Origin of the sequence: Prevotella amnii CRIS 21A-A (assembly GCF_000177355.1) — a bacterium.
In the GTDB taxonomy this organism is placed as follows: domain Bacteria; phylum Bacteroidota; class Bacteroidia; order Bacteroidales; family Bacteroidaceae; genus Prevotella; species Prevotella amnii.
Map to the genome: position 1 here is coordinate 126,595 of NZ_ADFQ01000086.1, position 14,084 is coordinate 140,678.

Sequence of the window (14,084 nt, forward strand, 5' to 3'; positions counted from 1 at the left end):
CTTGCTGGTTGACTCTACGCGAACGATTTAGCCAACTATGAAATATCTTTTTAATATGGATGTGTTGCAATGTTAATGTAATTTCTGTATCTTTGTGAACAAAACATGGCATTTATAGAGAAATAATTAACAATTGTTGAAGGTATATAAGGGTTAAAAAAATATATACCCAATAAACGCTTAGGTATGTCAGAAAAGAATAAGTATGGTCAATATTTTACTATAGATGAGATAGCTTCTTTTATGGTAAATTTGATAGGTAAGGACAAAGGTGCTAAGGTGTTAGAACCGTCTTGTGGGGAAGGCGTGTTTTTGAAATATCTTCAAAGATATGGATTTTGCAGTTTATCTGCTTATGAAATCGATAAAAGTCTTATAAGTGAATATGATTTTATTAAATATGAAAGTTTCGTATCTTCTCCATTAGATGAAAAGTTCGATGTGGTGATAGGAAATCCTCCGTATATTAGATGGAAAAATCTGGAGCAAGAGTTAAAGAATGAATTGACAGCTAATCCTTTATGGAATAAATACTTTAATAATCTTTGTGATTATTTGTTTCTGTTTATTCTTAAAAGCATAGAGCAACTAAACGATAATGGTGAATTAATTTTTATTTGTACTGAATATTGGATGAGTACTACTCATTCAGATACTTTGCGGAACTATATGTGTCAGCATGGTTACATTTGTGAAATTTATCATTTCAAGGAAGCTCCTCTTTTTGATAAGGTAACAGCTTCATTTGTTATTTTTAAATATATAAAATCCAATAGTCTGAAAAAAACAATAGACTTTTACACATATAACAAAATAGGGAAACCTAAAGAGGATGAACTCTTATCAAAAAAGTGTTTTAACAAGCAGATTATTCCTCAATTCCGTCAATATGAAAGATGGTTGCTGGCAACAGAAGAAGTACAGAGTAGGCTTAAATCGTTTGAGGAGGTTTGTACAAGGCCTTCAAAGTCTTTTTTTGATAAAGAACTTTATCGGATAGGTGATATTTGCGATATAGGTAATGGTATGGTTTCAGGCGCAGATAAAGCATTTCTTGTTTCAAATATTGATGATCTTAATGAGAAAGAAAGAAGGCATCTTATACGAGTATATAAAGCTAAGGATATAGAGCCTTATAGCGCAAAAAAGGAATCTTATTACTTGTTTATGCAAGATAAAAAAATAAATAAGGAATTGTTTAGGATTGAATATCCACATTTTTATACACAGTTAGAAAGGCATATTGATAAATTATATTCAAGATATAATTATCATCGGGATATTCCTTTTTGGGAATTTGTTTTTTTGCGAAATCAAAAGTTGTTTGAAAGGCAACAAGATAAGATATTTGTTCCATGTAAAGAAAGAATATCGAAAAAAAAGCATTTCCGTTTCTGTTTTGCCCCTGAAGGTGTATATCCGCTGCAAGATGTTACGGCTCTTGTTCCTAAAGAATGTTGCAAAGAGTCTTTGTATTATCTTCTTGCGTATTTAAATTCCAATATTATTTTTGATTGGCTTAACCTAAATGGTATTGTAAAAGGTGCCATTATTGAATTTTCAGAAGCACCTATTGCCAGTATTCCATATAGACCTATTAGGTGGGAGAATAAGGAGGAAGTGGATTTGCATCATAAAATTACAGAAGAGGTGAAAGCATATCTTCAGGATTTAGATTCTAATCATTTAAAGAATGTTAGATTTAATATAAACAAACTATTATTGCGATTATAAATTATTCAGCACTCATAAGGCAGCTTAAAGGGAAAAGAGTTCCTCGTCCTAATCGGATAGAGAACGGCACGTTGTCTGGGCATGCAGCAGGGGAACCTTTTGAAAAAGAGACATAAACCCAAATCGGTCATTAGACTAATTTAGGACTTGTCTATCTATTTACCGAAACTTATGTCTTGTTATGAAAAAGCAAATGCGTTTTCTTGAGAAGAAACATTAGCCAAAATGAAAAATAGATTATTTTTGTAGCATTTTTAATCTATTTTTGCTCAAAAAATAGATTAAAAATGTTTTTTATAGTATGTCTTTCAGTGGTGTATATATGCTATATTTCTTTATACGAATAGATGTTTTTTCTTTTTAAGACTCATGCTTAGTAACGTTTTTTAACACTCACCTTGAAAAAGTATTTATTTTTTATAATCGGCAGTCTTGGTTATATTGTGAAAATGTGCAAATTAAATAATAATAAGCAGGCAATCTATTAAAATCATACCAGTTTTATGAATATTTGGTGGTTTCGCTATAAAATATTATCTTTGCATATCACTTAGCATAAAAGATAAAACAATATACAATTATGGCAAAGAAATTCGCCGAGCATAAGGGATTGGATCTTGTGCAGACTAACAAGAAAGTATTGAAAATGTGGGAGAGTAAGGATATTTTCCACAAGAGTGTTGATGAGCGTGAAGGTGAGCCTAAGTTTATTTTCTTTGAAGGGCCACCCTCTGCAAATGGTCATCCTGGCATTCATCATGTCTTAGCTCGTTCCATAAAAGATACTTTTAACCGCTATAAGACAATGCAGGGCTTTCAGGTTAAGCGTAAAGCAGGTTGGGATACTCATGGGCTTCCTGTAGAGCTGGGTGTAGAGAAGGAATTAGGAATAACAAAGAAAGATATAGATAATCCTGCTTCAGAAAAATATATATCAACAGTAGATTATAATCATAAATGTCGTGAGAATGTAATGAAGTTTACAGCCGAGTGGCGTCAGGTAACAGAAGAGATGGGCTACTTTGTAGATATGGACCATCCTTATATTACTTACGACAACAAGTATATAGAAACTCTTTGGTGGTTATTAAAACAGCTATATAATAAGGGTTTGTTGTATAAAGGGTACACTATTCAGCCTTATTCTCCCGGTGCAGGTACAGGCTTGTCAAGTCATGAGCTTAATCAGCCTGGTTGTTATCGAGATGTGAAAGATACAACGGTAACGGCTCAGTTTGATATTCCCACAGCTGATTGGTTAGAGCTATCAAAGCGTGCAGGTTTAGGTAATGCTACTTGGGGTAAACCTTGCTTTATAGCATGGACTACTACTCCTTGGACTTTAGCATCTAACACAGCTTTGTGTGTAGGTCCTAAGATAGAATATTCTATAATAGAAACTTATAATCCATATAATGGTACTCCCATTACGGTTATTATAGCAAAATCTCGTATAGAGGCATATTTTAAGAAAGAGGCTGAAATAAAAGAAGGCTCATTATCTCCTTTTGAACAAGGTAAAAAAGTAGTACCTTTTAAAGTAGTAGGAACTATAAAAGGAACAGAGCTTGAAGGGTTGCATTATAAGCAGTTAATGCCTTGGGTAAAGCCTGTGGAGAAGGTAGGCGATTTTGCTCCACAGTTTGTTAACGATTATGCAGCAGCACACCCTGAGAAAGTGTTTGTAAGCGAGGAAGGTCGCGATAAGTTTGTAGAAATGGAAAGTGAGGCTTTTCGTGTTATCCTTGGCGATTATGTTACTACTGAAGATGGTACAGGTATAGTGCACATAGCTCCTACTTTTGGAGCTGATGATGCTAAGGTAGCTAAAGACGCTCATATACCTGCGTTATATTTAATATCTAAGCGAGCAGAAACGCGCCCTATGGTAGATCTTCAGGGAAAATATTATGCAATAACCGATTTAGATGCAAGTTTTCTCAAGGCTTGTGTAGATAAGGAGGCGTATGGACATCATGCAGGCGATTATGTGAAAAACAGTTATGATCCTAAATATAATCGTGACGGAGTATGGGATAAAGAGGCTTCAGAGAAAGCAGAAGATCTGAATGTTGTTATCTGTATGGAAATGAAGCAAGAAGGTTCTGCTTTTAACATTCAGAAACATATACATAATTATCCTCATTGTTGGCGTACTGATAAGCCAATACTTTATTATCCTCTTGATAGCTGGTTTATAAAGGATACATCTGTTAAGGCTCGTATGGTGGAATTAAATAAGACCATAAATTGGCAGCCAGAATCTACAGGTACAGGTCGTTTTGGTAATTGGCTCGAGAATTTGAATGACTGGAATTTAAGTCGTTCACGTTTTTGGGGAACCCCATTACCTATTTGGCGTGATGATAACCGTGGCGAAAAATGTATAGGTTCTTTGGAAGAGTTGTATGCAGAGATAGAAAAGTCTGTCGCAGCAGGTGTTATGAAGAGTAATCCTTTTAGGGATAAAGGTTTTATAGTAGGCGACTATAGTCAGGAAAATTACGATAAGATAGATCTGCATCGTCCTTTTGTAGATGATATTGTTCTCGTTAATGAGAAAGGAGAGCCTATGTATCGTGAGAGCGATTTGATAGATGTATGGTTTGATAGTGGTTCAATGCCTTATGCGCAGCTTCATTATCCGTTTGAAGGTAAAATAAATAAGTCAGGCTTAGAGCGACATGGTATGACAGAAGAAGAGTATCGTGAAAAGCTTGTACATTCTACTTATGAAGGTGTAGCAGTTGCGCCTGCTTTCTTTCCAGCAGATTTTATAAATGAGGGTGTAGACCAGACTCGTGGTTGGTTCTTTACTTTACATGCTATTGCTACTATGGTTTTCGATTCTGTAGCTTTTAAGAATGTTATTTCCACAGGTTTAGTTCTTGATGCGAAGGGTAATAAGATGAGTAAGCATGTAGGAAATGTTATTAGCCCCTTTGAGATGCTGGACAGATATGGTGCAGATCCTGTGCGCTTTTATATGATGACTAACAGTGAGCCTTGGGATAACTTAAAGTTCGATCCGGAAGGTGTAGACGAATGTCGTCGTAAGTTTTTTGGAACATTATATAATACATATAGTTTCTTTGCTCTTTATGCTAATGTAGATGGCTATGAGGGAGGTGCTAATGTTAGTATGTCTATAGAAGCACCAGAGATAGACCATTGGATAATATCTAAGCTTAACTCTCTTGTAAAAGGAGTTACTGTAGAGATGAACAATTACGATCCAACTCGTGCCGGCAGATTAATAGACGCTTTTGTTAATAACGATTTAAGTAATTGGTATGTGCGTCTTAATCGTAAGCGTTTTTGGGGCAAGGATATGAGTGAAGATAAGAAGAGTGCATATAGCACTTTGTACACTTGCTTAATGACTGTATCGCGCTTATTGGCACCATTTGCTCCTTTTTATGCCGATGAGTTGTATAAAGATCTTGGTGGAAGTTGTGATAGTGTGCATCTTGCGAAGTGGCCTGTTGCAAAAGAGGCAGATATAGACCATGATTTGGAGGAGCGTATGGATATGGCTCAGCGCATAACATCTATGGTATTGGCTTTGCGTCGTAAGGTAAATATAAAAGTGCGTCAGCCTTTGGCTCAGATAATGATTCCTGCTATAGATGAAAAGCAAAAGCAGCATATAGAGGCTGTAGCTAACCTAATAAAGACTGAGGTAAATGTAAAGGAACTTAACTTTGTAGAGGGTTCTGGTATCTTAGTGAAGAAGGTGAAATGTAATTTCCGAGTAATGGGTAAGAAATATGGCAAACTAATGAAGCAGGTAGCTGCTCGTATGGACATGCTTACTCAAGAGGAAATAGCGGCTTTTGAGAATGAGGGCGAGTTTAAGTTTGATATAGACGGTGCGCCTGTATCTGTTCAGGTATCTGATGTAGATATTATTTCAGAGGATATTCCGGGTTGGTTAGTGAGCAACGAGGGCAATCTTACAGTAGCATTAGAGGTGGAACTTAATGAAGAACTGGTAAACGAAGGTTTGGCACGTGAGCTAATTAACCGTATTCAGAATATTCGCAAAGAGTCCGGATTAGAGATTACTGATCGTATCAATGTAGAGCTAACCCCTAATGAAAAGATTAATGCGGCAGTAGATCAATTTGCAGAATTTATTAAAACACAAATATTGGCAAATGACATTAAGATAGCTAATAATAAAGGTGTTGAGACAGATTTTGATGATTTTAAAATTTGTATTAATATAACTAAAGTATAATATCAATTATAGGGATATGAGGAATGTATAATTTTCTTATATCCCTATTTACGTATAACCTGTTAATACCATTATATTTATGGAAGTGAAGAAGCGATATAGCGATGAGGAGCTGGAAGAGTTTAGGATTATTATAAATGAAAAGTTGGCTATAGCTAAATCCGACTATGAAGAAACAATGAAGGTGCTTAGAAATAAGAACACAAACGATGTAGATGATACTTCTCCCACTTATAAAGCCTTAGAAGAGGGTAGCAGTAACCAAACAAAGGAGGAGTTAGTGCAAATGGCTCAACGTCAGCAGAAGTTTATACAAGGTTTACAAGCTGCACTTGTTCGTATTAATAATAAGACCTATGGTGTAGATCGTCTTACGGGCGAGCTAATACCCAAGGAGCGATTACGTGTTGTTCCTCATGCTACATTAAGTGTGGCATCTAAGGAAGCTAATAAAAATCATTGATGAAATCAGAAAACAAAAAGGCAGTTATAGCCTTAATACTTATATTGATATTGCTACTTATAGATCAAGCTATAAAAGTAGCTATTAAGTTGAATATGAATTTAGGCGACTCTATTCATATTACAGATTGGTTTCAGCTTGTTTTTGTTGAAAACAATGGTATGGCATGGGGAGTAGAAATAGGCAGTAAGCTCTTTTTGAGTATGTTCCGTATTTTAGCAGTAGGAGCTTTAATATGGTATCTGTATCAGCGTATTAGGCGTGGCGCGCGTATAGGTTATATCGTAGTGCTTTCCATGATAACTGCAGGTGCTGCAGGAAACATCTTCGATTCTCTTATATATGGTCAGATTTTCACAGCATCGCAGCCTTATTATCTGTCTACAGCCACCCCTTCTCATCTTGTATCTTGGGGGGAAGGATATGCACCTATGCTTATGGGAAAGGTAGTAGATATGTTTTATTTTCCGCTTTTCCATGGTGTTTTCCCTAATTGGTTTCCTATTTGGGGAGGAGAGAAGTTTGTTTTTTTTTCTCCTGTATTTAATTTTGCCGACTCTTGTATTTCTGTGGGTGTGTTCCTTTTATTTTTGTTTTATCGTAAGGATTTTAATGGTTGGACGCCTAATAATAATATATTGAAAAAAGAAAAACAGTCCAATTAAATGAGAACGTGTATCCAAAAATCAGTATTTATTTGTCTATCTATATTTTCATTTTTGATTATAATAGTTTCGTGTAAGCCTTCCATTCCGTCTAAATATTTACAGCCAGATGAAATGGAGGACATGCTTTACGATTATCATCTTGCTATGTCTATAGCCAATCAGAATGCTGAGGATAGTATACGAATAAAGGCTTATCAGCAAGCTGTTTTTAGTAAATATGGCATAACTGAGGAGCAGTTTGATGCATCGTTGCAATATTATATAAGGCATACCGAGAAGCTGCAAGATATTTATGAGGATCTGAGTAAACGTTATGAAAACGAGGCACGTTTACAAGGTGCGTCTGAAAACGATTTTAATCAGTTTGGTAATATTAGGTCAAAAGGTGATACAACGGATATATGGCGTGGTAATAGAACCTTACTTTTATCGCCTTATGCATTTGTAAACAAGTATAGTTTTTCGTTTAAAGCAGACAGTTCTTTTTATAAGGGCGACCGTTTTGTTTTTCGTTACGATTCGCAATTTATGGTACAAGATGGCATGCGCGATGCTGTAGCCTTACTATCTGTAACATTTAGTAATGATAGTATAGCTACACAAATGGAACATATCTTTTCAGATGGTAGCCAAACTATAACAATAGAGAATAATGACACGCTTGGGATAAAAGCTGTTAAAGGCTATTTTTTGATGTTACATGGTCAGCAGCCTTCTACTACGTTTAAACTTCTTATTATTCGCAACATAGAGTTAGTGCGAATGCATATAAGGAAAACAGACGATACTAAGCAGCATAAAGACTCTTTGACGCAGCAAAATGCTATTAGAACAATAGGTGGAGCCCCTGTATCATCTTCGCATGCGGCAATAGAAGATAAAGATAGTAAATCGCAATCAACGAGAACACCTCAGCAATCTATGCGTGAGCGGGGTATTCCTATAACACGATAGAGAGGTTGTTAATATATGGTTCGTCGAATAGCGTCTAACTTTATCAGAACTCCCAGTGGGGTATATCAGCAAGCTGTTATAGAGCTTGTTGATGGATACGTTTCACGTATATATCCTCTTGTTGGTGAAATATATAATACAGAATGGATACAAGGAATGATAGAGGTAAAAGAACTTTTTGATGGTAGACTCGTTGCTTTTTATGGTTATAACAGAATAGAATAAAACGCTTATGCATATATTATTATCATTCTTACTGGCAGCCCTTTCTTTCGGATCACCTGTTCATATTCCTGTAGAGCTTGCGGGAAACTTTGGCGAGCCACGTCCAAATCATTTTCATGGGGGTATTGATGTAAAAACTAATCGTGAAGTAAATTTAGGTGTTTACTCTATTGCCGATGGTTATATATCAGGTGCAGTAGTGCAAAAACACGGTTATGGCTTAGCTATTTATGTTACTCACCCCAATGGTTATACAAGTCAATATTTTCATTTAAACAAGTTTGTTCCTCAGATAGAGGCAGCTGTACGTAAATATCAGTATAATCATCATAGTTATGCTGTCGATGTTAAGTTCGCCCCGGGCGAGTTTCCTGTCCGTAAAGGTCAGCTTATAGCTTTGAGTGGTAACACAGGAGCTTCAAAAGGTCCACATATTCATATAGAATATCATGAGACAAAAACGGGTAATATGACCGACCCTTTAAATGCTTTAAAAGGTATATTAAAGGATAAAACGCCCCCTGCAGTTTATTCTTTTAAAGTGTATCCGCAAGCAGGAGAAGGTGTTTTCCAGCATTCGCAATCTTCACGTATATTTACTTTTGATAAGGGACATTTTCTTGCTTGGGGTAAAGTGGGCTTTGGCGTTCGTGCTAACGATCACATGGACGATGTTTACAATAGTTTTGGGGTACGCTATACTAAGCTATATTGTGATAACAGATTAATTTTTTATAGTGATGTTAACAATATTCCTGTTACCTATAATCGTATGATCAATTCATGGGGAGATTATGATCATTTTATATCTACTCATATATGGTATTTGAAATCGTTTATAGATCCGGGTAATCGTTTGCCTATTCTTAAAGCTGTGGGTAGAGGTATTATCAATTTTAATGAACCTCGAGAGTATCATCTACGTTATGAGTTAAGTGATGTATATGGTAATACTACTATAAAGAAATTTACAGTGCTTGGTAATCCTGAAGCTATACCTCAGGCTTTAAAACCAAAGAAAGGCACTACTATTTATTATAATAGATATAATAATGTATATTTGGAAGGGTGTCGAGTATCGATAAAGAGAGGTTTGTTAGCTAATAATGGTTATGTTGTTGGGCGAAGAGCTATGCTGCCTTTGGCTTATTCTCCTGCATATAGCTTCTCTACTAAAACATATCCTCTTTTTGGCTGGACTAAAATAAGTATAAAGCTTGATAAAAACATAGGATCAGCCACTTCAAAACTGTATATTGCAGCATTAAATGGTTTAAATAAGGGAGGTGCGCCAATGTATTGTGGCGGCATGTATAAAGATGGTTGGGTAACAGGACGTATGCGCGATTTAGGGCTTTTTTATTATTTAGCAATAGATAATGAAGCTCCACATATTACAGAAATGAGCCTTAACCCACGACATCTTTTTTTTCGTATATTTGATAGAGGGAGTGGTATGAAAAGTTATCAGGCGTATGTAGACGACAAGTTTGTGCTCTTTTCCTTTGGTAAGAATAAGGAAATAATATTTTGTGATCTTGCCGATATACCTATTCATTCTACAGGTAAAGAACATACGCTTAAGATAATAGCCACAGATAATCGTGATAATGAGCGTGTGTTTACAACTAAGGTGCGATATTAAAAAGCTTAAATTTTAAAATATTAATAATATGAAGAAAACGTTTTTAGCAGTGATGTTGTTTGCTATAGCAAGTTATGGTATAGCATGCACTAATTTTATAGCAACAAAAGGAGCTACTATAGATGGTTCTGTGCTTGTTACTTATAATGCCGACGATTATGGCTTGTTTGCAAAGCTTTGCCATTATGCAGGTGGCAAGCATCAAAAAGGTGATAAATATGAGATTATAGATTATGATACACATGCCTCGCATGGATTCATACCTCAAGCTCCCATAACTTATAATGTTATAGGTAATATTAATGAATATCAGGTAAGTATAGGCGAAACTACTTATGGCGGACGTAAGGAGATGATAGATAAGAGCGGACAGATAGATTATGGGTCGCTTATGTATCTTGGCTTGCAGCGTGCAAGAACAGCTCACGAAGCTATTAAGGTAATGACTTCTTTAGCCGAAACTTATGGATATTCTTCTGGTGGTGAAACTTTTACTATTGCCGATCCTAATGAGGTATGGATATTAGAGATGCAGGGCTGCGGTGGAGCTCCTAATAATAAGGTAGTGTGGGTAGCTGTACGTATTCCTGACGGTATGATTTCTGCACATGCTAACCAAAGTCGTATAGGTCAATTCTCTAAATATAATACAGAGGTGATAAAGTCTAAAAACTGTATAAAGTTTGCACGGTCTAAGGGCTGGTTTAAAGGTAAGGATGCAGACTTTAGTTGGAAGAACGTATATGCTAAGCCTACTTTTGGAGGAAGGCGTTGGTGTGAGGCTCGTGTATGGAGCTTTTTTAATCATTTTAAAGATATGAGTCGTTGGTTGCCATGGGCTTTAGGTAAAGATGCTGCTGCTGAAGATATGCCTTTATGGATTGAGCCAAATAAAAAGCTGGACGTATCTGTAATGGCTGCTTGTATGCGCGATCATTACGAAGGTACACCTTTAGCTCTTGATAATGATATTGCAGCAGGTCCTTGGAATACTCCTTATAGGCCTACACCTTTAGTTTATGAGGTAAATGGTAAGAAATATTTTAATGAACGTCCTACCTCAACACAGCAAACAGCCTTTTCTTATATAGCACAGCTTCGCTCATTCCTTCCACGTGAAATAGGAGGTGTTATATGGTGGGGTAATGATGATGGTAACATGGTAGCCTATGTACCTATATATTGTGGTATTACTAAGCAGCCAGAATGTTTTAATACTCCGGGTGTTGATGCTGTAACTTTTTCTGATAAGAATGCATACTGGGTATGTAACTGGGTGGCTAACATGGTGTATCCTCGTTATGCGCAACTTTTCCCAGCATTAAAAAAGGTACGTGATAACATAGAAGGGTCTTTCCTAAGATCACAACCTGAAATAGAAGCTAAAGCTAAAACGCTTTACGATACAGATAAGGCGGCTGCTTTAGAATTGCTTTCAGAGTATTCATCTGTTAAAGCCAGTGAGATGATGGATAGTTGGAGGAAATTAGCTACTTATCTTATTGTAAAGTTTAATGATATGGCAGTAAAACCAGAGAAAGATGGAAAGTTTTTGCTTACTCCTACGGGTATGGGTGCAACTGTTAAGCGTCCTGGTTATAGCGAGTATTTTAAGAAAGAGCTTGTTAAGCAAACAGGTGATCGTTTTGCTTTGCCAGAAGAAGAATAAAGTGAGATATGAGTTTTTGCTTGGTTTGTAGATGTACCTTATAAAGTTAGTCATTATATAAGATAATGTGAACTGATATAATTATTATAAATATAGTATTAGTTAATTTATTATAAACATTAAAGGTAAATAATCTTATACATATATCGTATGTTATGATTTTTTCGTACCTTTGCAAGCAATTATGCTGTATGGGCTAATGTGTTAAGTGCTGGAAAGATGCTCAGCCGCCTATCAGTGAAACCCGTTTAAATAATATTAAAATGTACGCAATTGTAGAAATTAACGGTCAGCAGTTTAAGGCAGAGGAGGGCAAAAAGCTCTTCGTTAACCACATGAAAGATGTGGAAGCTGGCAAAACTGTTGAATTTGACAAGGTATTATTGGTAGACAATAATGGTGATGTCACAGTTGGCGCACCAACTGTAAGTGGTGCAAAAGTAGTAGCTGAGGTTGTTAATCCTTTAGTAAAGGGCGATAAAGTTATCGTTTTTAAGATGAAACGTCGTAAAGACTATCGTAAGAAAAATGGTCATCGTGCTCAGTTTACTCAAGTTGAAATAAAATCAATTAACGCTTAAAAAGAGGAGGATTTAGAAATGGCTCATAAAAAAGGTGTCGGTAGTTCTAAGAATGGTCGTGAATCAGCTTCACAGCGTTTAGGTGTCAAGATTTGGGGTGGTCAGAAGATCATTGCCGGTAACATCATTGTTCGCCAGCGTGGTAATCGTCACTATCCTGGAGAGGGTGTAGCGCAAGGTAAAGATGATACTTTATATGCTCTCACTGATGGTGTAGTATACTTCCATAAAGGTAAGTTTAACAAAAGTACAGTATCTGTACTTTCTGAGGAAGTTTACGCATCTAAGACAAAAAAGCCTGAGGCTTAAATAAAAAAATAACAACTATTCCAAACAAACAACATAGTCCCAATATCTGAAAAGATATTGGGACTTATGCTTTTATATACTAAAGTCTTTACCTCTTTATTTGATATAACTTTATAAGAAATGCTTTAGTAGGTGAAATTCCTTTTTCAAAAACTCTCAACTTTCTTTTTGTTCAAAAAAAAATTGTAACTTTGCTTTCAGTAGTAAAAATTAAATTAATGACATTATGCTTACATTAAAGCTCATCAGTGAGGAAACTGAACGCGTAGTACGAGGTCTTGAGAAGAAACATTTTCAAGGGGCTCGTGACGCAGTGGAAAAGGTTTTGAGCTTAGACCGTATGCGCCGTGAAGCACAGCAAAAGCTCGATAATAACAAGCAACAGCAAAATCTCTTATCTAAGCAGATAGGAGGCTTAATGAAAGAGGGAAAGAAGGCTGATGCTGAAGCTATAAAGCAGAAGGTGGGAGAGTTGAAATCTTTAGACAAATCTTTACAAGAGGAAATGGAAAAAGCTCAGAATGACATGAATGAGCTATTGCTTTCCATTCCTAACATAGCTAATGATGATGTGCCAGAGGGCAAAGATGCTTCTGATAATGTTGTGGTAAAAGAGGGAGGTAAGAAGCCTGATCTTCCCAAGGACGCATTATGCCATTGGGATATTTGTAAGAAATATAATTTGATAGACTTTGAGCTTGGCGTAAAGATAACCGGTGCAGGATTTCCTATTTATATAGGTAAGATGGCTCGTTTTCAGCGTGCTTTAGAGGCATTCTTTCTCGATGAAGCACGTAAGAGTGGATATTTGGAAGTGCAACCTCCATTGGTGGTTAATCAAGCGTCAGGATTGGGTACAGGACAGCTTCCCGATAAAGAAGGACAGATGTATCATGCTACGTTAGATGATTTATATTTAATACCTACAGCAGAAGTCCCTGTAACAAATATTTTTCGTGATGAGATTCTTGACGAGAAAGATTTACCTATAAAGCGTTGTGCTTATTCTGCTTGTTTTCGTCGTGAAGCAGGAAGTTATGGTAAGGATGTACGTGGGCTTAATCGTTTGCATCAGTTTGATAAGGTAGAGATAGTACGTATAGATACTCCAAAGCATTCTTATGACTCGTTGAAGGAAATGCTTGATCATGTAGAAGGTCTGTTAAAGAAATTAGAGCTTCCTTATCATATTCTTCGTCTTTGTGGTGGGGATATGAGCTTTACATCAGCTATTTGTTACGATTTTGAGGTGTGGAGTGCAGCTCAAGAGCGTTGGTTAGAGGTTAGTTCGGTAAGTAATTTTGAAAGTTATCAAGCTAATCGTTTGCATTGTCGTTATCGTCATTTAGAGGATAAGAAGATAGAGTTATGTCATACTTTAAATGGTTCTGCTTTAGCCTTACCTCGTATAGTAGCTGCAATTATAGAAAATAATCAAACCTCAGAGGGTGTACGTGTTCCTAAAGTTTTGGTACCTTATTGTGGTTTTGAGATGCTTGACGATAAGAATTTCTAAAAATCTTATAATTTCGCCTCATTGTTTTATGAAATAGTGGGGCGAAATATCTTTATATAAAATATTACTAACCCCTA

The 14,084-nt window shown here is 36.1% G+C and carries 12 protein-coding genes; all 12 read left to right on the forward strand.

Annotated features, from left to right (window positions below; translation table 11 throughout):
- The first annotated feature begins 186 nt into the window (after positions 1 to 186).
- The 12 genes from HMPREF9018_RS08355 (at position 187) to serS (ending at position 14,007) form a co-directional block, all read left to right on the forward strand.
- A complete protein-coding gene (locus tag HMPREF9018_RS08355) occupies positions 187 to 1,734 on the forward strand; it encodes an Eco57I restriction-modification methylase domain-containing protein (RefSeq protein WP_008450436.1) in 1,548 nt (515 codons plus the stop codon).
- Between the two features lie 14 nt (positions 1,735 to 1,748).
- Positions 1,749 to 1,850, forward strand: coding sequence for a HincII family type II restriction endonuclease (locus HMPREF9018_RS11395; RefSeq protein WP_262498017.1), 102 nt, complete (start codon positions 1,749 to 1,751; stop codon positions 1,848 to 1,850).
- Between the two features lie 464 nt (positions 1,851 to 2,314).
- The gene (ileS, locus tag HMPREF9018_RS08360; RefSeq protein ID WP_008450351.1) at positions 2,315 to 5,977 is read left to right on the forward strand and encodes an isoleucine--tRNA ligase; all 3,663 of its coding nucleotides are present in this window, start codon (positions 2,315 to 2,317) and stop codon (positions 5,975 to 5,977) included.
- Positions 5,978 to 6,056: 79 nt separating this feature from the next.
- The gene (locus tag HMPREF9018_RS08365; protein ID WP_008450222.1) at positions 6,057 to 6,440 is read left to right on the forward strand and encodes a TraR/DksA family transcriptional regulator; all 384 of its coding nucleotides are present in this window, start codon (positions 6,057 to 6,059) and stop codon (positions 6,438 to 6,440) included.
- On the forward strand, positions 6,440 to 7,105 hold the full coding sequence (locus tag HMPREF9018_RS08370) for a lipoprotein signal peptidase (RefSeq protein ID WP_008450310.1): 666 nt from the start codon (positions 6,440 to 6,442) through the stop codon (positions 7,103 to 7,105). Before HMPREF9018_RS08365 ends, HMPREF9018_RS08370 begins: the two co-directional genes overlap by 1 nt.
- Positions 7,106 to 8,062, forward strand: a complete 957-nt coding sequence (locus HMPREF9018_RS08375; RefSeq protein ID WP_039864713.1) for a DUF4296 domain-containing protein — start codon at positions 7,106 to 7,108, stop codon at positions 8,060 to 8,062.
- A gap of 15 nt (positions 8,063 to 8,077) precedes the next feature.
- Positions 8,078 to 8,287, forward strand: a complete 210-nt coding sequence (locus tag HMPREF9018_RS08380; RefSeq protein WP_008450367.1) for a hypothetical protein — start codon at positions 8,078 to 8,080, stop codon at positions 8,285 to 8,287.
- Between the two features lie 7 nt (positions 8,288 to 8,294).
- Positions 8,295 to 9,932 carry a M23 family metallopeptidase gene (locus HMPREF9018_RS08385; RefSeq protein WP_008450409.1) on the forward strand — a complete coding sequence of 546 codons (1,638 nt, stop codon included), beginning with the start codon at positions 8,295 to 8,297 and terminating at the stop codon, positions 9,930 to 9,932.
- A gap of 28 nt (positions 9,933 to 9,960) precedes the next feature.
- A complete protein-coding gene (locus HMPREF9018_RS08390) occupies positions 9,961 to 11,601 on the forward strand; it encodes a dipeptidase (protein ID WP_008450330.1) in 1,641 nt (546 codons plus the stop codon).
- A 263-nt stretch (positions 11,602 to 11,864) separates the two neighbouring features.
- Positions 11,865 to 12,182 carry a 50S ribosomal protein L21 gene (gene rplU, locus HMPREF9018_RS08395; protein ID WP_008450517.1) on the forward strand — a complete coding sequence of 106 codons (318 nt, stop codon included), beginning with the start codon at positions 11,865 to 11,867 and terminating at the stop codon, positions 12,180 to 12,182.
- An 18-nt stretch (positions 12,183 to 12,200) separates the two neighbouring features.
- On the forward strand, positions 12,201 to 12,491 hold the full coding sequence (gene rpmA / locus HMPREF9018_RS08400) for a 50S ribosomal protein L27 (protein ID WP_008450267.1): 291 nt from the start codon (positions 12,201 to 12,203) through the stop codon (positions 12,489 to 12,491).
- A 226-nt stretch (positions 12,492 to 12,717) separates the two neighbouring features.
- The gene (serS, locus tag HMPREF9018_RS08405) at positions 12,718 to 14,007 is read left to right on the forward strand and encodes a serine--tRNA ligase (RefSeq protein WP_008450476.1); all 1,290 of its coding nucleotides are present in this window, start codon (positions 12,718 to 12,720) and stop codon (positions 14,005 to 14,007) included.
- The last annotated feature ends 77 nt before the right edge of the window (positions 14,008 to 14,084 follow it).